We start from the raw sequence: 20,624 nt of genomic DNA, 5'->3' as shown, positions 1-20,624 counted from the left end.
AGGCAAGTAGGTCATGAAGTGGCGCGAGGACGCGCGCGCGACGGGTTTTCGGCAGCAATCACCCCTCACTCGCCCCCAGCAAGAAACCATACCGGCTTGAGCGGCAGACGCGCGCGGGCGATGTCATCGAGCTGGGCATAGTGCGCCGTCCATAAGCTCAGCAGCTTGCGCGCATCGATCAGATTGATCCGCCGATGCGACTGCCGCGCTTCGTAGTCGGCATCCTTGGTGAAACCGGACAAGGCCACGAACAGGCCCACGTCGCCCTCGCCGAGGACGGCCATGAAGCTGCGCAGGCCCATCACGTCGATGCGCGGGGAGTTGGCGTTGCGCTTAACCTGCACCTTGATGCGTGGCGGGCGGGTGCCGAGCGGGTCGTTGTAGGCGATGATGTCGGTGCCGCCGTCCTTGCCGGGCGGGGCGATCCAGGCCACGTGGTAGCTCATCGCCTTCAGCAGCGAGCCGACAAGTTCCTGGAAATCGTACGGCGGCATCGCCGCCAGGTACGCCTCGATCTCGGTCCACGCCATCTCCTCGGCTTCTTCCAGGGTGATGGTGGCCGAGCCCTCGCCGAGTTCTTCCTCGCCCTCGTCGTCCTCGACGGGGTCCGGCTGGGCGCTCTTCCATTTGCGGTAGAGCTGGCCGACCGCGCGGGTGAACTGTTCGGGGTCGGGGTAGGCCTGCAAGGCAGCTTCGCCGTCGGGCGTCAGCGTCCAGATCCCCTTGTCCTTGACCATCCAACCGGCCTTCACCGGCGCCACGGTGCTGAAGCGCACGATCTTCTCGAAACGGCGGCCGCCGGTCTGGTAGTCCCCCGCCTCGTACTCGGTCATCGTGACCTGCTTCGCCAGCATCTCCAGCGCGTCGCTGGCCCGCATCCCCTCCGGCTGCGCCTTGAGGATCTGGAACAGCATGCGGATCAGCTCGCCTTTGCGGCGCTTGGTGATGTTGGCCATCGGCTTTCCATGTCTCCGGTGTGTTGGCGCGGGGCGCGGGTCATGATAGCCGCCTTCACGCCTTGCGAAATTCCGGCCACGCTTCGCCGGACACATGCCCTGTCGAAGTGAAGGCATCTGCGGCCACCCAACTCCGCATCCGCGGGCTCATATCTTTGGTTCCCGGAGTCTTCAATATGTAGCAGGGCGGGAACGTTGTAGCCCACCTGCTTTGATTCAGTGATAGTCGTCTTCGCGCTGATGCCGAACCGCCAGCACGGTGACGCATTGGCTGTCCTCGACCTCGAACAGCAGCACATAGCCGCTGGCGCCAAAGCCGATCACCAACTCGCGCAGAAAAGGATCACCCAGGCCTGCCTTGCGGCAGCTCAACGGCGCAAGTTCAAGCACAGTGATGCCGTCTCGGATAGCCTGCAGCGCACGCTCGGCCACGGTGAAATCGCCCTCAGCGCGTTGCAGCAGCCAGTCGTAGAGGCGCGAGAGGTCTTCGCGCGCTTCCTCCGTGAAGCGGACGGTGAATCCCACGCTGGCTTAGCCCTTCCGGGCCGTATCCAGCCGGGACTGCAGCCCAGCCAGCACGTCTTTCGCATCGATGTAGCGGCCCGACTGCCGGGCGCTATCGCGTGATGCCAGGCCGCGCGCGATAAACGCGTCCTGCTGCTGTCGCAGCTGAACTTGGGCACGCACGGACTGCTCGACGAAGCTGGACAGGGTTTCGCCCTTTTGCAGAACCGCCTCGGCGGCCTCGCGCAGCGCAGGATCGACCCGGAGCGAAGGTAGGGATGCTGATTTCATGAGACACCTCATGCGTTGCAATTGCAACGCATGATGGCAGGCGGACGCGATGCCTTCAACTAAGAGTTCGACCAGCTTGTGTGGGCGCCACTCGAATCGCTAAGCCACTCCCTCACATCACCCCCTGCCCCGCCACAAACACCACCCCATCGCCACACCCCCCCCCGCTCTGCCGCAGCCGCCCCTCCGCCTCCAGCGCCTCCAGCGACACATCGGGGCCGAGATCCGTCGCCACACCTTCCAGCGTCAACCCCACCCAACGGTCGCGGCCGGCGTGCTTGGCGCGGTACAGGGCGGCGTCGGCGATGCGCAGGCTCAGTGGCCAGTCGCCGCCGGGGTGGGCGGGGAACAGGCTCACGCCCATCGACACGGTGAGGGCGATGCGCCCGGCCGGGCGCATCAGGGGGTCGGCCTGCAGGCGTTCGCGTAGGCGGCGGAACAGGCGCGGGGCGTCGGCCAGGGTGCCGCCGGGGCAGATCCACAGGAACTCTTCGCCGCCCCACCGAGCGATGACGTCGGAGTTGCGCGCGCAGTCGCGCAGCAGGTCGCCGAGATGCATCAGGGCGTGGTCGCCGCCTTCGTGGCCGTGCAGGTCGTTGACGCGCTTGAAGTGGTCGATGTCCAGCAGGGCGATCAGCAGCGGTTCCTGGGTGCGCTCTGGCGTCGCCGCGGCCTCGCGTGCCTGCAGCCAGGCGGTGACGTAGCGGCGGTTGCGCAGGCCGGTGAGGGCGTCCTCCTCGCTCTGCCGGCGGATGGTGGCGGTGAGCTGTTCCAGTTCGCGGTGCTGGGTGTGGATCTCGTCGTTCTTGCGCGCCAGCTCGGCGTTGACGCGCCGGCGTATGCGGCCTTCGCGCACCTTCAGCAGGAAGAAGCCTGCCAGCGCCAGCAGTGCGGCCAGCAAGCCATACAGCACGCTGCGCTGGCGCTGTTCGCGCGCCTGCAGTTGCGCGTAGGCGGCCTGTTCGGCGGCGCGGGTGCGGCCGAGCGCGGCCAACTCGCTCTTCTTGCGTGCCAGGTCCACTGCCGATTCGAGCTGCGCGATGCGGGTCTTGGATTCGACGTTCACCGCCTCGTCGTTGACCGTTTTGTATTCGCGCATCAGCGCCAGCGCCTCGCGGTCGCGGCCGAGCGCGTCGAGGTTGTCGATCATGGGCGGATACAGCTCAAGCCGCCGCGTCACATTGTCCGATTCCGCGAACAACTGCCGCGAGTGCGCGAACGCCGCAGCCGCGGCATCGCGCTGGCTGAGATCCACCAGGGTGGTACCGAGGTTGGAATAGATGATGGCCGCTGCACCGTGATCGCCGTGATCGCCGCTCTGCGCGGCGTTATCCATGATCGCGGCCGCCTCTTGCAACAAAGGCAACGCCTCCTGCGGGCGATGCAGGCGACGCAGGACATCGGCGAGGTTGTTCAGCGGGGAGATCAGCGATGCCGTGTCGTCGGCGCGCGCCGCTGCCAATGCCTGCCGGTAGATGGCCTCGGCGCGCTGCAGTTCGCCAGCTCCGTCGTAGGCCGACCCCACATTGTCGAGCACGGCCGCGCGTGACAGTTCCTTGGGCGGCTTGGCGTCGTAGGCGGCCAAGGCGCGTTGGCCATAGGCGATCGCCTTTTCCCATTCGCGGGCATAACAGAACAAGCCGGTGGCGTTGTTCAGCAGCATGGCGTCGTCCGGCTTGCCCAACGCCTTGCCTACCCGCTCCGCCTCGAGCAATGCAGCGATTGCGTCTGGCATGCGCCCTTGCTGCGAAGAGACGATGAACACGATCTGGTTGGCGTTGTATTCCACCAGATCGGGATGCTTACGCACTCTGGACAACGCGATACGGGCGACCCGCAAGGCGTCTTTCTGTGCGCCGATCTGGTAATAGCAAGCGGCCAGTTGCCGCCACAAGTCGGCGATGAGCGGCTCGTCCGGCAGGTCCTTCTCCAGTCGCCGCATCTCGGCTTCGAGTTCGGCAATGCGCGCGGCATCGCGCGGCTGCCAGATGGCGCCGTTGAGCTTTTTGAACAGACGCACCCGCTGCTGCGGCGACAACGACTGCGTGCGCAGGGCCGAGCCGAGGGCGACCACGGTCTCCGGCTTGCCGGCGGCGGACGCCGCGTCCACCAGTTCCAGACCGAGGGGAATCAGGCCCTGCTTATCGGCCGCAGCGTCCCAGGCCGGCATGCCCATGCGCAGCGCAGCAGCCGGATCTTCGGCGCGCACGGCCGCCACACAGGCCGGCAACGCCTGCGCTGGCGCACACGCGGGCGTTACCGCCGCCTGTGCTACCGCGCACGGCGCGAGCACACCCCACCACAGCAGCGCTCCGAGCGACTGCCAAACCAAGCGACTGCGCACTGCATTCTCCCCCAAGATGCCACGGCCCACGCCGGAGTCCTGGGCGCGGCGGCTGCCGGCGCAATCTGGTTCCCCGCGTGTCGCTGCCGATGTGCAGCGACGCCGATCCGTGCGCTGCTATCGGCTGCACTGGCGATTTCTTGAGCCCCGCTCGTCCACCCTCACCCGCCGAACATCGGCGGCGGCCTGCCTTCCCACATGTGCTACGCATGCGGCGAGAACGCGCTATGTCCAATTGCGCATGTCCGCTCTAGCATCCGTCGCGACAACGCCGACGCGAAGACGAAGACCCGCGCCTTGTACCTAAACCGGGGGCAATTGCCGCAGTTGCTCGGCGCTGGGGAAGCTGCGCACGCGATAGCGCGGCGGATACAGGGTCGGCTGACGCTCCATCAGCGCACCGAGCAGGGCGAACGCCGGCTCCCACTCCGCGACGGTCACATCCGCTTCGCCGTCCTCGCGCGGGACGACGAAGGCGATGTGGTCGGTCCTGGGCAGCAAGGTGTCCACGCCCTCGGTCCAGGTGCCGACCGACACCTGCCGCGTGCTGTCGTTGCGGTCCTGGTAGACGTTGAACGAGGCCACGAACACATCCACGTCGTTGGCCTCGTGCAGCTTGTCGAGCAGCGCTTTCTGGCCGGCGTAGGCGGGTGTATCCAGCATCCGCCGCAGGTCGGCCTGGCGCTGCCGGTGCTCGGGCGCAGTCAGCGCGAACGGCACGATGCGGCGCGCGTCGTCGTAGGTGAAGGCCAGCCAGGAGATGCAGCGGCCATGCTCGGCCGCTTGCAGGCTCAGTTCCAGCATGAGGGCCATGGCCACGTTGTCGCGCTCGCCGACCACCAGCAGGCAATCGCGCGTGGGCAGCATGAACACCGGGCACCCCGCCACCGGCGCGCGATGCAGCACGTCCGGCAGCAAGGCGCGGCTGGTGTCGTAGGCGTCGTACCAGGCGCCGCGGAACACGCCGGGAGCGACTTCGGCGAAACGGTCCTCGGTGGCGTCGCGCAGGTTGTCGCGGGCAATGGCCAGGCTCTCGTCCAGGGAGATGCCCCACTCCGGCCGCGGCCCGGCGATCAGGGTGGAAGTCGAATCGGGCAGGTCCAGCGCCAGCAGCTCGACGCAATCCTCGCCGATGTCGCGGCAGGCATAGGGAAACGGCACGTCCATGCCCTTCTCGCAGCGCTGCTCCAGGCGCAGGTCCTCGAACATGCCGCGGTTGCGGATCACCGGCATCAGCGTGGCGCGCAGTTCCTCGAAGCTACGCTGCTGGCGGCTCTCCTCCTGCTCGTTGAGGAAGGCGGCGACATAGCTGTGCAGCGCCTCGTCGCGCCGACGCCGATCGGCGTGGGTATAGGCGTGGTAGGCGTTATGCAGGTGGATGGTGCGGCCGTTCTGGCCGACCAGGCGGAACGCATCCGGCTGGTACGTCAGGGGTTCGGCATAGCCGCGCGCCTGCAGCGTCTCCAGGAACAAGCGCGCGAACGCATCCGGGCCAGGCGGCTTGCGGTTGAACAGCGTGTCGAACAGGCCCTTGAACATCGGCGGTCTTCCTTGGAATCGGGTGCGCGCAATGCGCCGTCGCATGCGTCTCGCGGGGGCGGCTGCGAGCCCGCCATCCTCTCGCAAAAAAGCCCCGCCGAGGCGGGGCTTTCGTGAACGCCGCAGCGCGCGCCAGGATCAGGCGAACGGATCCTGCAGCACCATGGTGTGGTCGCGGTCCGGGCCGGTGGAGACGATGGAGATCGGGCAGCCGGCCAGCTCTTCCAGCGCGCGCAGGTAGGCGCGGGCGGCGGCGGGCAGCTTGTCCCACTCGGTGATGCCGTGGGTGTTCTCGCTCCAGCCCGGGAACTCCAGGTACACCGGGGTGCACTCTTCCCAGCCTTGCGCATCCAGCGGCGCGTACTCGGTGCGCTTGCCGCGGTATTCGTAGGCGATGCACACCTTCAGCTTCTCCATGCCGTCGAGCACGTCGAGCTTGGTGATGCACAGGCCGGAGATGCCGTTGATCGCCACCGCCCGCTTGAGCGCGACGATGTCCATCCAGCCGCAGCGGCGCGGACGGCCGGTGGAGGCGCCGTACTCGGCGCCGCGGTCGCGGATGCCCTGGCCGATCGCGTCGTCCAGTTCGGTCGGGAACGGGCCGCCGCCGACGCGCGTGGCGTAGGCCTTGGCGATGCCCAGCACGTAGTCGATGTCCTGCGCGCCCACGCCGGTGCCGGCCAGCGCGCCACCAACGGTGGTGTTGGAGCTGGTGACGTAGGGATAGGTGCCGTGGTCGATGTCCAGCAGCGCACCCTGCGCGCCTTCGAACAGCACGCGCTTGCCCTGCTTGCGCAGGTCGTGAAGGATGCCGGCGACGTCGAACTTCATCGGCTGCACGTACTCGCCGAAGGCCAGCGCTTCGTCGAAGGTCTTCTGGAAGTCGACCGCTTCCACGCCCAGGTACTTGGTCAGCACGAAGTTGTGGTAGTCCAGCGCGGTGCGCAGCAGCTCTTCCAGCTGCGGCGGGTAATGCAGGTCGGCGACGCGGATGCCGCGGCGCGCCACCTTGTCTTCGTAGGCCGGGCCGATGCCGCGGCCGGTGGTGCCGATGGCCTTGCCGCCAGCAGCCTTCTCGCGGGCCTGATCCAGGGCGATGTGGTACGGCATGATCAGCGGCGCGGCCGGCGAGATCTTCAGGCGCGAACGCACTTCCACGCCGGAGGTCTCCAGCTCCTCGATCTCCTTGCGCAGCGCGGCCGGGGAGATCACCACGCCGTTGCCGATCAGGCACAGCGCGTCGTCGCGCAGGATGCCGGACGGGATCAGGTGCAGGACGGTCTTCTTGCCGTTGATGACGAGGGTGTGGCCGGCATTGTGGCCGCCCTGGAAACGCACGACGGCACCGATTTCCTCGGTGAGCAGATCGACGATCTTGCCTTTGCCTTCATCGCCCCACTGGGCGCCGAGCACGACAACTGACTGACCCATGGCTGGGTAACTCCTGGTTTGCTGCGCGACCGTCGGGGCCACGCGGATGTGGTGGCCGTGCGGGGACCGACCGGCACCAGTGCGGTTGCTCCATCGGGGAGCGTCCAGGCGGCGGCAAGACCCATACACGGAAAAAGCCGGTCGAGACGCTCGCGTGGAGCGGGCCCGGCCGGCTTTTGTGCATTATCCGGGTTTTGGGTGGCGGTCACCACCCCTTCCGCTGCCGCGTTCAGCGACCTGCCCGACGGCAGCACTCGGGATGCGGGGTCAGCCGCGAACCCACAGCAAGGCGATCAATCCCACCGCCAGGGCCACCCCGCCAGCGATCCGCAATTGTGTGGTCGGCATGGCCAACATCTGCTGCACCATCCGCTTCCAGGCCTCCGGCGCCACCAGCAGGATCAGGCCTTCGAAGACGACGACCAGGCACACCGCGGCGATCAGATCGTGCATGGGGTCTCACAGGCAGAAGGAGATGGCGTGTGCGCGTCAGCTGGAGAGCCCGCATCCTGTAGGAGCGGCTTCAGCCGCAACAGGGTCTCCCAGAAAAGTCCGGACGCGGCAGGCGTTCCGCGAACCCTGTCGCGGCTGAAGCCGCTCCTAACAAAGGAAGGCGGCTGCGGCCAACCGATAACGGGACCGGGAACCCGCTCTTACGAATCCCCAATCCCAACTCCCCAATCCCCGCCCCTCAGCGATCGCTCTTGAGGTACTGCAGGAACGGATCGTTCTTGTCGAGCACGATCACGCCGTTGCCGTCGGCCATGGCGCCGCGGTAGGCCTCCAGGCTGCGGTAGAAGGCGTAGAACGACGGGTCGGCGGAGCCGGCCTTGCCGTAGACGCTGGCCGCCTCGGCATCGCCTTCGCCGCGCAGCTTCTGCGCGTCGCGCTCGGCCTCGGCGACCAGCACCGTGCTCTCGCGGTCGGCCTGGGCACGGATGGTCAGCGCCTGCTCCTCGCCCTCGGCGCGGAGCTTGGCCGCTTCCTGCTTGCGCTGCGCGCGCATGCGCTCGTACACGTCGGTGATCACCTGGCTGTCGGTCGGCAGGTCGATCTGCTTGATGCGCAGGTCGACGATCTGCATGCCCAGGGTCTTGCTCGCCGCGTTGATCGCCACCAGCTGCTTGGCGATCAGTTCGCTGCGGTCGCCGGACACCAGCTGCTGCAGGGTGCGCGAGTTGATCTGGTTGCGCAGCGAATCAGTGATGATCGGCGCCAGCAGGCTGTTGGCCACCTTCTCGTCGCCGCCCTGGGTGGCGCGGTAGAAGGCGCGCACGTCGGAGATGTAGCCGATGGCGAAGAAGCTGACGCTGACGTCCTTCTGCTCGGCGGTGAAGTAGCGCGCCGGGGTGGTGTCGATCACCTGGAAGCGGCGGTCGAACATGCGCACCGACTCCACCAGCGGCACCTTGAAGTGCAGGCCCGGCTTGAGGTCGGCACGCACCACGCGGCCCAGGTTCAGCACCATCGCCGCCTTGTCCTCGGGCACCACGAATACCGAGCTGAGCAGCGCGAACAGCGCGACGACGGCAATGCCCGCCCACAATGACAGTTTCATCGCTGGATCTCCTCACGGCCGGTCGGGCGCGGCGTGCGCTCCGGGTTGCGGACACTCTCGGCCGAACTGCTGTTCAAGGACGGCATCAACACCTCCTGCGGCAGCGTCGGCACCGTCGGCAGCGATCCGCCGGTGGTCGGCGAGGTCGGCGGGGTCGACGTGGCGGGCGCCTTGCCCTCGGCCGGCATCGGCACGTAGATCAGCTGGCGGCCGTCGCCGCCGATGACCTTGCGGTTCTGCGCCAGCACCTGCTGGATCGTCTCCAGCCACAGCCGCTTGCGGGTGACCTCCGGCGCGTTCTGGTACTGCTGCTGCAGCAGGGTGAAGCGCTCGGCGTCGCCCTGCGCACGGGCGATCGCCGCTTCCTTGTAGCCTTCGGCGACGGTGCGGGTGCGTGCCGCCTGGCCGCGCGCCTCCGGCACCACCTTGGCGGCGTAGGCCTGGGCCTCGTTGATCAGCCGCTCCTTGACCTGCTGGGCGCCATTGACCTCGTCGAAGGCCGACTTCACTTCTTCCGGCGGACGCGCGTCGGGCAGGGTCAGGCCGGTCACGATCAGACCGGTGTGATAGGCCTTCAGCGCGGCCTGCAGGCGCTCGCGCGCGGCCACCGCCATCGGCCCGCGGTTGTTGAGCACCGTGTTGAGATCCGAGCGGCCGATCTGTTCGCGCACCGCGCTCTGCGCGGCCTGCTCCAGCACCAGGTCGGCGTTGCGCGCGCCGAACACGTAGGTGCGCGGGTCTTCGACCCGGTACTGCACGTTGAGCGAAACGTTGACGATGTTCTCGTCGCCGGTCAGCACCGGCAACTGGCTGTCGAAGGTCTTGATGCGGGTGGCGTCGACCTTGCGCACGGTCTCGATCGGCCACGGCAGCTTGAAGTTCGGGCCCGGCTGCAGGATCCGCGAGAACTGGCCGAAGCGCAGCACCACGCCGCGCTGCTGCTCGCCGATCAACTGGAAGCTGCTGAACAGCAGCACCAGCACCACCGCGCCCAAGATCCAGCGGCCGATGCCGCCGCCGTCGCCGAACAGGTCCTTCAACGGACCGGGCAACCCGCCCCATTTTCCTCCCCCATTGCCGCCACGAGGCGCCCAGGGACCGCGCCCGTGATTGTCGGGGCCGTCTCCGCCCTTGCCGCCAGGTGTATTCCAGGCCATGCATGCTCCAAGAAGGAAGGTGGCGACGCGTCGGTCACGCGCCGCTCACCGGATAATGAGTCGCCGATTCTACTAGATGGGGCAGACCCGCCGTTTCGAAAGGGTATCTTGGTGCATTCCTGCGTGCCGACCAAGGTGTTCCATGTCCGTTCCCGCCCAGTTCTCCGCCTTCCGCATCCACCAGGACGCCAGCGGCTACCACGCCGGCCTCGTCCCGCTGTCCCTGGACCAGCTCAACGACGGCGAGGTGGTGATCCGGGCGGCCTGGTCGTCGGTGAACTTCAAGGACGCGCTGGCCGGGACCGGCCAGGGCAAGATCCTGCGCCGCTTCCCGCTGGTCGGCGGCATCGACGTGGCCGGGCACGTGGTCGCCTCCAGCGACCCGGCGTTCAAGGAAGGCGATACGGTGCTGGTCACCGGCTGCGGCCTCAGCGAGACCCGCGACGGCGGCTACAGCGAGTACGTGCGCCTGGAGTCCAAGTGGGTGGTGTCGCTGCCGGCCGGGCTGAGCCTGCGCGAGAGCATGGTGCTGGGCACCGCCGGTTTCACCGCGGCGCTGGCGTTGCTGCGCCTGCTCGACAACCGCCAGACTCCGGCGCACGGTCCACTGTGCGTGACCGGCGCCACCGGCGGGGTCGGCTCGCTGGCGATCGACATCTTCAGCCGCGCCGGCTTCGAGGTGCATGCGGTCAGCGGCAAGGCCGACCGCGCCGAGCAGCTCAAGGCCTGGGGCGCCACCCAGGTGCTCGGCCGCGAGGCATTGCAGACCAAGCGGCCGCTGGAGTCCGTGCGCTTCGGCGGCGGCCTGGACAACGTGGGCGGGGCGATGCTGACCAGCCTGCTGGCGCAGACGGCACCGTACGGCAGCGTCGCCAGTGCCGGCCTGGCCGCAACCGCGGAGCTGGACATGACGGTGATGCCCTTCATCCTGCGCGGGGTGTCGCTGCTGGGCATCGGCTCGGCCGGCACCGCCCGCGACCTGCGCGACCGCATCTGGCAGCACCTGGGCAGCGACTGGAAGCCGCGCCATCTGGACACGATCTGCACCCGCGAAGTCGACCTTGCCGGCCTGCCGGAGGTGTTCGCGACAATGCTGGCCGGGCAGTCGTTCGGGCGCACCGTGGTGCGGCTGGATCCGGGCGCGTAGCCACGCCGACGCTTTGTGACACGCAACGCTTTCCGCCCTCGCGCCGCTGCCACTACACTCGGAGCTTCCTAGGGGGAAGCACATGGCACGCATTCTGATCGTCGACGATTCGCCGTCGCAGTTGCTGGGCATCCAGCGCATCGTGGAAAAACTGGGGCACGAAACGATCACCGCCACCGACGGCGCCGCCGGCGTGGAAGCGGCCAAGGCGGCCTTGCCGGACCTGGTGCTGATGGACGTGGTGATGCCCAACCTCAACGGCTTCCAGGCCACCCGCACCCTGCGCCGCGAGCCGACCACGCAGAACATCCCGGTGATCCTGGTCACCACCAAGGACCAGGACACCGACCGCATGTGGGGCATGCGCCAGGGCGCCCGCGCCTACATCACCAAGCCGTTCTCCGAGGACGAGCTGTACGAGGTGATCGAGCGCGTGTTCAGCGGCGAGGATGCGCCGTAGAAGCCGGGAATCGGGATTGGGGATTGGGGATTCGTAAGGGCGGGTTCCGGACGGCGTTTGAGCGCGCAGCGTAAGGCCGCATTGCAATCGGCGCCCCTTGTAGGAGCGGCTTCAGCCGCGACAGGCGCTACCGGTAACGCCTGTCGCGGCTGAAACCGCTCCTACGCAGGCCATGCGGTTTCGCTGGCGCCGCGCCGCATTGCGCAGATACGTGTGCAGGGCCGCCTCGCGCAAGCCGCGATGGCCGGTTTATCGGGACCGCATCGCGGCTGAAGCCGCTCCTACGACGCCACAGAGCGAGGGGAGCCCGCTTTTGCGAATCCCCACTCCCGACTCCCCAATCCCGGCACCACTCACACGGCTTCGCCAAAGGCCTTGGCCAACCCGCGATACGCCTTGCGCTGCGCTTCGGTTTCCGGCGCCGGCGCCAGTACTTCCAGTTCGACGATCTGGTCGCCCGGCGGGGTGCCGGGCAGGCCGCGGCCGCGCAGGCGCAGCTTGCGGCCGGCGTCGGACTCCGGCGGGATTTTCAGTTCCACCGCCCCGCCCAGGGTCGGCACGCTGATGCTGGTGCCCAGTGCCGCTTGCCACGGCGTCACCTGCAGGGTGTAGAGGATGTTGCGGCCGTCCACCTCGAACTGCGGATGCGCGGCGTACTCGATCTCCAGCAGCAGGTTGCTGCCGCCGTTGCCCTGCCCGCTCAGCCGGATCACCTGGCCGGGGCGCACGCCCTTGGGCACGCGCACGTCCAGCTGTTTGCCGTTGATGGTGATGCGCACGCTGTCGCCGGCGTACACCGCCTCCAGCGGCACCGCCAGCTTGGCGCGGGTATCGCCGCGCGGTGCACCGGGTCCCGGACCGGGGCCGGCGCCGCCCTGGCGGGCGCGCTGCTGGCGGGCGAACAGGCTCTCGAAGAAATCGCTGAAGCCGCCGCCGGCGCCACCGTTGCCGAACACTTCCTCGAAGTCGAAGCCCTGCGCACCGCCGTAGTTCGGCGGCGCGTGGAACTCCTCGCCCGGGCGGTAACCCTGCGCGCGCAACTGGTCGTAGGCGGCGCGCTTGGGCGGGTCGCGCAAGGCCTCGTAGGCCTCGTTGATCGCCTTGAACTTCTCTTCGGCCCCAGGCTCCTTGCTGACGTCGGGATGGTACTTGCGCGCCAGCCGCCGGTACGCGGTCTTGATCTCGGCATCGCCGGCGCTGGGTTCCACGCCCAGGGTCGCGTAGTAATCCTTGAATTCCATCCATCACCTCAAAAAGAGTCGGCCCGCCGCCTTGCGGCAACGGGCCGGTTGCATGCATTGCGCCATCGCCCGGCCATTCTACGGCCGGCCGCGAAGGCGCGGCGTCGCGATGGCGACGCCGCTGCGAGCGGGCGCTTACTGCACGATCGTGGCCCCGGTATCGACCTGGATGCGGCGCGGCGTGCTCGCCGGTCGCTTGGGGATGCGCACTTCCAGCACGCCATGGTAGCCGGTGGCGGAAATGCCGTCCGGGTCGGCGCTGTCGGGCAGCGCGAAGCGGCGATGGAAGCTGCCGTAGCGGCGCTCGATGCGCGAGAAGCGCTCGGTGTCGGCGGCCGATTCGCTCTTGCGCTCGCCCTTGATCGAGAGGATGCCCTTGTCCATCGACACCTCGATCTCCGACGGATCGATGCCCGGCAGGTCGGCGTACAGCACGAAGCGCTCCGGCTCCTCCTTGATGTCCACGCGCGGCACCCACTGCGCGGTGACGACGGCCGATTCGTCGGTGCCGCCGTTGGGGTCGAAGAAGCGGTCGAACACCTGCTTGATCTCGTTCTGGAATGCGGCCTGGGCCGGCCACTGGCGATAACGGACGATGCTCATCGTGGTCTCCTGAAACGTGAATGAGGTACACCCCGGAGGGGACGGTTCGCGGCGGCGGGACCGGCCCGCCGTCCATGCCCGTCAGATAGGCCTGCCGCCGCGCTTTTCAAGGCGTTGACGCCACCTTCCCATTTCCGTTTCTAGACTCGGTTCATCCAAGGAGCCCGACATGCCCATCCAGATCGGCGAACGTATTCCCGAAGTGGTGCTGCAGCACATCCGCGACGGCGTGGAAGCCGTGGACACGCGCACCCTGTTCGACGGCCGCCGCGTGCTCTTGTTCGCGGTGCCCGGCGCCTTCACCCCGACCTGTTCGGAGAAGCACCTGCCCGGCTATGTGGAGCACTTCGAGGAGTTCCGCAAGCGCGGCATCGAGGTGTACTGCATGGCAGTCAACGACCCGTTCGTGATGCAGGCCTGGGGCAAGAGCCAACTCGTGCCGGACGGCCTGCAGATGCTGTCCGACGGCAATGGCGACTTCGCCAAGGCACTGGGTCTGGAACTCGACGCCAGCAGCTACGGCATGGGCGTGCGGGCGCGCCGCTTCGCGCTATACGCCGACGACGGCGTGGTACGTGCGTTGTTCGTCGAGGCGCCGGGCGAATTCAAGGTCTCCGCCGCCGACTACGTGCTGCAGCATCTTCCCGACTGATCCCCTCACCCACCACAGGAAACGGCCAGCCATGTCCAACAAGCCAGCCACCCCGAACACCGACGCCAAGCCGCTGCAGCACACCGCCGGCCTCACCGACACCGCCACCCTGCGCGCCAACGCCCGCCAGAGCATCGAGGACGGTGCGATCACCAAGAGCTACAGCGCCGACCGCGAGGCGGTGATCAAGATGCTCAACGACGCGCTCGCCACCGAGTACGTGTGCGTGCTGCGCTATTACCGTCACTACTTCATGGCCGCCGGCATGCTCGCCGACGCGGTCAAGTCCGAGTTCCTGGAGCACGCGCAGCAGGAACAGGCGCACGCGCACAAGCTCGCAGAGCGCATCGTGCAGCTGGGCGGCGAGCCGGACCTCAACCCGGACACGCTGACCGCGCGCTCGCACGCCGAGTACAAGGAAGGCGAGGACCTGCGCGACATGGTCAAGGAAAACCTGATCGCCGAGCGCATCGCCATCGACAGCTACCGCGAGATGATCAACTTCGTCGGCGACAAGGACACCACCACCAAGCGCATCCTGGAAGAGATCCTGGCCCAGGAAGAAGAGCACGCCGACGAGTTCTCGGACATGCTGGAAGGCTGGATCGGCAAGTAAGCCGGATAGGCTTTTACGCCCTCTCGTAGGAGCGGCTTCAGCCGCGACAGGCCTTCCCGATGGATTCTGTTGCGGCTGCAGCCGCTCCTACGTTTTTTCTCTTCGCGCGATACACAAATCTCAAGCGAAAGCAAAGGCTTTCGCCCTTACGGGCGAGTTACTTTGATCAGCCTGCGGCTGCTGAGAAGCGCTTCTTTGCTCGCGCAAAGAAAAGGTAACCAAAAGAAAGCGCGCCCTGCCTTCGCGCCCTCCGCGCTGACGCGCTCCGGGTCCGCGTCCATCCCGGGGATCCGCGGAAGGGGCTTGGCTGCTTCGCAGCCAAGTCCGGGGCAGTCGCCTCACGGCGCCAGCCCGCCCGCCGGGGCGAAGCAGTGCTTCGCCTTTTCCGGCGAGCCCTGCCCTGCCGCGGACGGCGCACATCCATGTGCGCCGCCCTTCGGGTGTTTCCCCGCGATGGCCGCCGCTTCGGAAGGGAACCCGGCAAGTCAAAAGCAAGAGCGACAGCAGCAGCCAAAGCCAAAGCCAAGCGACCGCCCCCACAGGGACTCGCGGTTATCGGTGTCCGGGAGCGATGTGGGAGGGACTTCAGTCCCTAGTGCTTCCGAGGTTAGATCGTCCGCCTACTCTGGTCGTCGTAGTTGCTTGACAGTTGGCTTCTACGAGGGTGCGCGCGCCACCGCTGCTCAGCGCAACACCCGGAACCGCACCTGGGTCCAGGCGCCATTGCTGGCCAGCGCGGTCAGGGTGTGGTCGCCGGCATCGGCGAAGTCGCGCTGGAAGGTGCGTGCGCCCTCGGTGCGGGCGATCCAGCGGCCGTCCAGCAGCCAGTCCACCGGCATGCTCGTGCCCAGCGCCCGGACCTGCAGGCGCACGCTGGCGCTGCCCGGCGCACGCGCCAGGGTGGCGCGGTCGTTGAGGCCTTCGATGCGCAGCACGTCGCTGCGGCCGCGGCCGTCGTCGCGGCAGTCCGGCGCCAGCGCCGGCAGTTGCCCGGCCTGGCGCTCGCTGGCGTGCAGCCACGGGGTCAGCAGCGCCGGCCAGTGCGCCAGGTCGCGGGTGACCGTCTCGTGCGGTTGCGCGCAGTCCGGCGACAGGCGCAGGCCGCTGTGCGCGTCCACCTGCACGGTCTCGCGGCCGGCGCTCCACAGCCGTGCGTCGCGCTCGGCGAAGGTCGGCGGCACCGCGCCATCCAGCGCATAGGCGGAGAAACGGCGCTGGCACAGCGCCGGCGGCGTCTGCTCGGCGGCGACGCCCAGCGGCCAGCACACGTCCACCTGCTGCACGTTGGCGGGCATCGGCCGCGGTGCGTTGTCGCCACGCAGGCGTGGCAGGCTGTCGATGGTCTCGAACATCAGCGGCAAGGCGGTCACCGCGCCGTACTGGCCAGGCAGCGGTGTGCCGTCGGGGCGGCCCACCCACACGCCGACGGTGTAGCGGCGGGTACTGCCGATCGCCCAGGCGTCGCGGTAGCCGTAGCTGGTGCCGGTCTTCCAGGCTACGCGCGGGCGCGTGCCGACGTCGAAGGTGCCGATGCCGTAGCCGGGACGCGGATTGGCCTCGAGCATCTCGCGTACGATCCAGGCCGCGCCGGGCGACATCAGCCGCCGCTCGATGCGCTTGTCGGACGCGCTGTAGCGCACGTGGCCGGCGATGCCGTCGCGGTTGAGCGCGGCGAAGGCGCCGACCAGTTCCTCCAGTTTCGCACCGGTGCCGCCGAGGATCAGCGCCAGGTTGGGCGTGCTGCCGCGTGGGAACTTCAGGCCGATGCCGGAGTTGCTCAGGCGCGCGGCGAAGCGCGCCGGCCCGACCCGGTCGAGCAGGTCCACTGCCGGCACGTTCAGCGACAGGCGCAGGGCGCTGGCGGCGCCAATCGGGCCGTTGAAGGCTTCGTCGAAATTGCCAGGGCGGTAGTCGCCGAAACTCTGCGGCGCGTCGACCAGCAGGCTTTCGGAGTGGATCAGGCCGTCGTCCAGGGCCATGCCGTACAGGAACGGCTTGAGCGTGGAGCCGGGCGAGCGCCACGCCTGCACCATGTCCACGTCGCCGAGCCGGCGGCGATCGCCGAACTGCACCGAGCCGATGTAGGCGCGCGCCTGCAGGTCTTGGTTGTCCACCACCAGCAAGGCGGCGGAGGTGCGCTCGGGCAGTTGCGAGAAGTAGGCGCTGACCCGGTCTTCGAGGGTGCGCTGCAGGTCGGCGTCGAGGGTGGAGACGATGTGCGCGGCGCGCGGGTGTTGCTGGCGCAGGCGCTCGGCCAGCAGCGCGGCGTGCAGCGGCGTCTGCAGCGAGCGCGCCACCACCGGTTCGATGCGCGCATCGTCGACCTGCGCGCGCGGCCACACGCGCAGCGCGACCATGCGTTCGAGCACCTTGTCGCGCGCCACGCGCGCCGCTTCCGGATGCCGGTCCGGACGCAGCCGGCTCGGCGCCTGCGGCAGCACCGCCAACAGCGCTGCCTCGGCCTGCGACAGGCGCGCGGCCGGTTTGCCCAGGTAGGCCCAGCTCGCCGCGTCCACGCCTTCGATCGTGCCACCGTAGGGCGCGCGCTCCAGGTACAGCTGCAGGATCTGCCGCTTGCTCAGGTGCGCTTCCAACTGCAGCGCACGCAGCGTCTGCTGCGCCTTGCCCCAGGGCGTGCGCGTGCTGACCTCGGGCGGCATCAGGATGCGCGCCACCTGCATGGTCAGGGTGGAGCCGCCGGAGACGATGTGACGCGAGAACAGCCACTGCTTGGCCGCACGCAGCAGCGCCCAGGGATTGATCCCGGGGTGGACCCAGAACCAGCGGTCTTCGTAGTTCAGCAGCGCCTGCAGGTACAGCGGCGAGACGCTGTCCGGCGTGGCCGGATAGCGCCAGACGCCATTGCCATCGGCGAAGGCGCGCAGCGGGGTGCCGTCGGCCGCCACCACCAGGGTCGAGGTGTCGCGCGACTTCGGCAGCGGCAGCGGGAACGCGAGATCCAGCAACAGCAAGGTCGACAGCAGCGCCACCGTTCCCCAGCGCAGCCACGGCAGCAGGCGCGTCCAGCGCCAGGGGCGCCGCGCGGCGTGCGGAGCGGCGGTGTCGTCCAGTGGCATGCGTGCTCCCGATGGAAGCGGCCATTTTGCCTGTTGCGGCGGCGAGGCGGGAGTGGGAATGCTCCTGCGCGTGCGACGTCGTCGGCGATGCGCGGCTCGGAACACCGCCAACAGTTCGCGGTTGCCGCGACGCGATTGGACGCGCTGGTATTTTGTAGGAGCGGCTTCAGCCGCGACGGGCATTCCCGATAACGCCCGTCGCGGCTGAAGCCGCTCCTACAACGGCATTGAGGCTCCCGGAGACACGCAATGCCGGCACGTAGTGCACGGGCTAGCCCCCGCCGAACGCCCCCCCACCCTACGCCAGCGGCAACCGCAGCGTCGCCACGCTGCCTGGCGCATCCGTGCGCGCCTCCAGGCTCAGGCTGCCGCCCTGCGCCTCCACGATCTGCCGCGACAGCACCAGGCCGATCCCCGAGCCGCCGCGCTTGGTGGTGAAGAACGGCACGAACAGGTTGTCGCTGGTCGGCAAGCCGGCGCCGCCGTCGAGCACCTCGATCAGCACACTGGCGCCGTCGCCGCGCGCGCGCAGCGTCACCGGCGCGCTGCCGCCGGCTTCCAGCGCGTTGCGCAGCAGGTTGATCAGCACCTGCTCGAGCTGGTCGGCGTCGGCGCACGCGTGCAGCATCGGTGCGATCGCGAGCTGCACCCGGGCGTCGTCCAGCAGTCGCTGCACGCGCGCGCACAGCGGCGCCAGCGCTACCGGCGCCGGGACCGGCGCGGGCAGCCTGGCCAGCCGGGCGTAGCCGCCCAGGAAACGCTGCAGGGCGGCGCTGCGCTGTTCGATCACGCCCAGGCCGTTGTGCAGATCGGCCTGCAATTCGGCGTCGAGCGCCTGAGGCGCGGCCGCCAGCAGCCGCGCGAGGGTGTCGGCGATCGAGGCGATCGGCGCCAGCGAATTGTTGATCTCGTGGCTGAGCACGCGCAGCAGGCGGCGGAAGGCTTGCGCCTCCTCCTCGCGCAGCGCGCGCTCCATCGGCTGCACCAGCAACAGGCGCCCGGCCTGGCTGCGGCTGCGCAAGGCGGCGTGGCCGATCTGCCAGCGCCCCTGCTGCCGAGGAAACGCATGCGCCTGGATGCTGCCCGACGGCACGTCGAACAGGCCGGCCAGCCCCAGTGCCTGCGCGGATTGCCCGATCGCCTGCTGGGCGGCGACACCCAGCAAACGCTCGCCGGCCGGGTTGAGCAGGCGCAAGCGCTGATCCTGTTCGAAGGCAAACACCGCCCCGTCCAGTGCCGCTAGGGTCTTGCTCAGCAGTTGCAGGCTTTCGTGCGAATCGCGCTGTTCGTCCTGCAGGCGTTGCGCCAATGCATTGAATCGCGCCAGCAGGCCGTCGGCATCGTGCGCGTCCTGCGCCGCACGCACGCTGTAGTCGCCCTCGCGCAGCGCGTCCAGCAGGCCGCCGAGGGTACGCAGGCGCTGCCCGACATCGCGCTGCTGCCGGCGCCAGAGCGCCGCGGTCAGCAGCAGCACGCACAGCAGCAAGAGCACCGCCTCGGGCAGCCGCGGCGCGCCAGCGGCAAGCACGAGGAGCAAGGCCAGCAAGGCCGGCGCCGCCAGCCACAGCGGCTGCCAGCGCTGCCGCTCAGCCGCCGTCATCGCTGCGCAGCCCGTGCTTGCCCAGGCGCCGGTACAGGCTCTGCCGGGTGATGCCAAGCTGGTCGGCGGTGCGCTGCAGGTTGCCCTGCTGCTGCGCCAGCGCCTGCTTCAGCAGCAGCGCCTCGGCTTCTTCCAGGGTCAGCTGTGTCGACAGCGCGGGCGCGACGCTCGCCGCCGGCTGCAGGCGCAGGTCGTCGCTGCCCAGGATGCTGCCGTCGGCCAGCAGCGCCGCACGCTCCATCGCGTGCGCCAGCTCGCGCACGTTGCCGGGCCAGGCGTAGCCCAGCAGCGCGCGCTCGGCATCGCGCGCCAGCGTCGGCAGCGGCCGCCGATACCGCGTGCAGGCGGCAGCCAGGTAATGCCGCGCCAGCGGCAGGATGTCGGCGCCGCGTTCACGCAGCGGTGGCACCCGCACCTGGAAGGTGTTGAGCCGGTACAGCAGATCCTGGCGGAAGCGGCCGGCCGCCACTTCCGCCTCCAGGTCGGCATTGGTCGCGGCGACGATGCGCACGTCGACCCGCTGCGTGCGCGAGGAGCCGAGCCGCTCGAACTCGCCATCCTCGATCGCGCGCAGCAGCTTGGGTTGCTGCTGCAGCGGCAGGTTGCCGATCTCGTCCAGGAACAGGGTGCCGCCATCGGCCAGTTCGAAGCGGCCGGCACGGTCCTGGCGCGCGTCGGTGTAGGCGCCGCGCACGTGGCCGAACAGTTCGGCCTCGAACAGGGTCGGCGCCAGCCCGCCGATGTTGACCTTGACGAAGGCCTGCGCGCGACGCGGCGACCACTGGTGCAGCAACTGCGCCAGCAGGCTCTTGCCGGTGCCGTTCTCGCCCAGCAATAACACGTTGGCGCCGCTGCCGGCGATGCGCAGCAGATCCCCGACCAGCCGCTGCATCGGTGCCGATTCGGCGACGAAATCGGCCGCGCCCTCCTGCAGCAACAGCGCCTGCGCCTCGCCGAGCCGCTGCGCGGTGCGCCGGCTACGATCCAGCGCGATGCGGCTGTCCAGCACCGCCAGCACCCGTGCGTTCTGCCAGGGCTTCTCGATGAAATCGACGGCACCCTCGCGCATCGCCGCCACCGCCACTTCGATGCTGGCCCAGGCGGTCATCGCGATCACCGGCAGCCCCGGCCATTGCGCGGCGATCTGCGCGATCAAGGCAAGGCCTTCGGCGCCGGAAGTGGTGTCGCGGGCGTAGTTCATGTCCACCAGCACCGCGGCGAATTCGTCGCCACGCAGGCAGGCCAGCGCCAGTTCCGGCGATTCGGCGCCGACCATACCGTAGCCGGCGCTCTTGAGCAGCATGCGCAAGGCTTCGCGCACGTCGGCCTGGTCGTCGACGACGAGGATGCGCGGCAAGGGCGATGTGCGGGCGTCGTTCATGGCGCAGAGTCTAGCGGCCGGGCGCAGTGGGCAGGCGCCACGGCCGCCGCCGTGGCGTACCCGCATC

The 20,624-nt window shown here is 68.8% G+C and carries 18 protein-coding genes; 4 read left to right on the top strand and 14 right to left on the bottom strand.

The window, feature by feature from the left end; all coding sequences use genetic code 11:
- Positions 1–65: 65 nt before the first annotated feature.
- The 9 genes from FHR66_RS03485 to hflK form a co-directional block, all read right to left on the bottom strand.
- The gene (locus tag FHR66_RS03485) at positions 66–956 is read right to left on the bottom strand and encodes a restriction endonuclease (protein ID WP_160964418.1); all 891 of its coding nucleotides are present in this window, start codon (positions 954–956) and stop codon (positions 66–68) included.
- 216 nt (positions 957–1,172) lie between these two features.
- On the bottom strand, positions 1,173–1,481 hold the full coding sequence (locus tag FHR66_RS03480; protein ID WP_160964326.1) for a type II toxin-antitoxin system RelE/ParE family toxin: 309 nt from the start codon (positions 1,479–1,481) through the stop codon (positions 1,173–1,175).
- Between the two features lie 6 nt (positions 1,482–1,487).
- Positions 1,488–1,751 carry a YlcI/YnfO family protein gene (locus tag FHR66_RS03475; protein ID WP_160964325.1) on the bottom strand — a complete coding sequence of 88 codons (264 nt, stop codon included), beginning with the start codon at positions 1,749–1,751 and terminating at the stop codon, positions 1,488–1,490.
- A gap of 112 nt (positions 1,752–1,863) precedes the next feature.
- Positions 1,864–3,960, bottom strand: coding sequence for a tetratricopeptide repeat-containing diguanylate cyclase (locus tag FHR66_RS03470; RefSeq protein WP_167087328.1), 2,097 nt, complete (start codon positions 3,958–3,960; stop codon positions 1,864–1,866).
- 438 nt (positions 3,961–4,398) lie between these two features.
- Positions 4,399–5,634, bottom strand: a complete 1,236-nt coding sequence (locus tag FHR66_RS03465) for a hypothetical protein (protein ID WP_160971063.1) — start codon at positions 5,632–5,634, stop codon at positions 4,399–4,401.
- A 138-nt stretch (positions 5,635–5,772) separates the two neighbouring features.
- Positions 5,773–7,065 carry an adenylosuccinate synthase gene (locus FHR66_RS03460; RefSeq protein ID WP_160971065.1) on the bottom strand — a complete coding sequence of 431 codons (1,293 nt, stop codon included), beginning with the start codon at positions 7,063–7,065 and terminating at the stop codon, positions 5,773–5,775.
- 267 nt (positions 7,066–7,332) lie between these two features.
- Entirely contained in the window at positions 7,333–7,518 is a 186-nt protein-coding gene (locus FHR66_RS03455; protein ID WP_160971067.1) for a DUF2065 domain-containing protein, read from the bottom strand.
- A gap of 238 nt (positions 7,519–7,756) precedes the next feature.
- Positions 7,757–8,623 carry a protease modulator HflC gene (gene hflC / locus FHR66_RS03450; protein ID WP_160966319.1) on the bottom strand — a complete coding sequence of 289 codons (867 nt, stop codon included), beginning with the start codon at positions 8,621–8,623 and terminating at the stop codon, positions 7,757–7,759.
- Positions 8,620–9,780, bottom strand: coding sequence for an FtsH protease activity modulator HflK (gene hflK / locus FHR66_RS03445; RefSeq protein ID WP_160966317.1), 1,161 nt, complete (start codon positions 9,778–9,780; stop codon positions 8,620–8,622). Before hflK ends, hflC begins: the two co-directional genes overlap by 4 nt.
- 142 nt (positions 9,781–9,922) lie before the next feature.
- Between hflK and FHR66_RS03440 the strand changes: the two genes are divergently transcribed.
- Positions 9,923–10,927 carry an acrylyl-CoA reductase family protein gene (locus FHR66_RS03440; RefSeq protein ID WP_160966315.1) on the top strand — a complete coding sequence of 335 codons (1,005 nt, stop codon included), beginning with the start codon at positions 9,923–9,925 and terminating at the stop codon, positions 10,925–10,927.
- Positions 10,928–11,009: 82 nt separating this feature from the next.
- The gene (gene pilH / locus FHR66_RS03435) at positions 11,010–11,387 is read left to right on the top strand and encodes a twitching motility response regulator PilH (RefSeq protein ID WP_010340114.1); all 378 of its coding nucleotides are present in this window, start codon (positions 11,010–11,012) and stop codon (positions 11,385–11,387) included.
- 353 nt (positions 11,388–11,740) lie between these two features.
- On the opposite strand, the gene FHR66_RS03430 is transcribed toward pilH, so the two are convergent.
- Positions 11,741–12,628 (bottom strand): DnaJ C-terminal domain-containing protein, encoded by an 888-nt coding sequence (locus tag FHR66_RS03430; protein ID WP_048490191.1) that lies wholly within the window; start codon positions 12,626–12,628, stop codon positions 11,741–11,743.
- A gap of 135 nt (positions 12,629–12,763) precedes the next feature.
- On the bottom strand, positions 12,764–13,231 hold the full coding sequence (locus FHR66_RS03425; protein ID WP_010341349.1) for an Hsp20/alpha crystallin family protein: 468 nt from the start codon (positions 13,229–13,231) through the stop codon (positions 12,764–12,766).
- A gap of 169 nt (positions 13,232–13,400) precedes the next feature.
- Between FHR66_RS03425 and FHR66_RS03420 the strand changes: the two genes are divergently transcribed.
- A complete protein-coding gene (locus FHR66_RS03420) occupies positions 13,401–13,883 on the top strand; it encodes a peroxiredoxin (RefSeq protein ID WP_160966313.1) in 483 nt (160 codons plus the stop codon).
- 31 nt (positions 13,884–13,914) lie between these two features.
- A complete protein-coding gene (locus FHR66_RS03415; RefSeq protein WP_160966311.1) occupies positions 13,915–14,499 on the top strand; it encodes a ferritin-like domain-containing protein in 585 nt (194 codons plus the stop codon).
- A gap of 683 nt (positions 14,500–15,182) precedes the next feature.
- On the opposite strand, the gene pbpC is transcribed toward FHR66_RS03415, so the two are convergent.
- The 3 genes from pbpC to FHR66_RS03400 form a co-directional block, all read right to left on the bottom strand.
- Positions 15,183–17,576 (bottom strand): penicillin-binding protein 1C, encoded by a 2,394-nt coding sequence (gene pbpC, locus FHR66_RS03410; RefSeq protein ID WP_160966309.1) that lies wholly within the window; start codon positions 17,574–17,576, stop codon positions 15,183–15,185.
- A 298-nt stretch (positions 17,577–17,874) separates the two neighbouring features.
- Entirely contained in the window at positions 17,875–18,363 is a 489-nt protein-coding gene (locus FHR66_RS20865; protein WP_343160666.1) for a sensor histidine kinase, read from the bottom strand.
- Positions 18,364–19,162: 799 nt separating this feature from the next.
- On the bottom strand, positions 19,163–20,557 hold the full coding sequence (locus tag FHR66_RS03400; protein WP_160966305.1) for a sigma-54-dependent transcriptional regulator: 1,395 nt from the start codon (positions 20,555–20,557) through the stop codon (positions 19,163–19,165).
- Positions 20,558–20,624 lie beyond the last annotated feature (67 nt).

The sequence above is a fragment of the Xanthomonas sp. F4 genome, assembly GCF_011761895.1.
The sequence above is the reverse complement of the archived record's forward strand: the minus strand, read 5'-3'. Positions and strand labels throughout refer to the sequence as shown.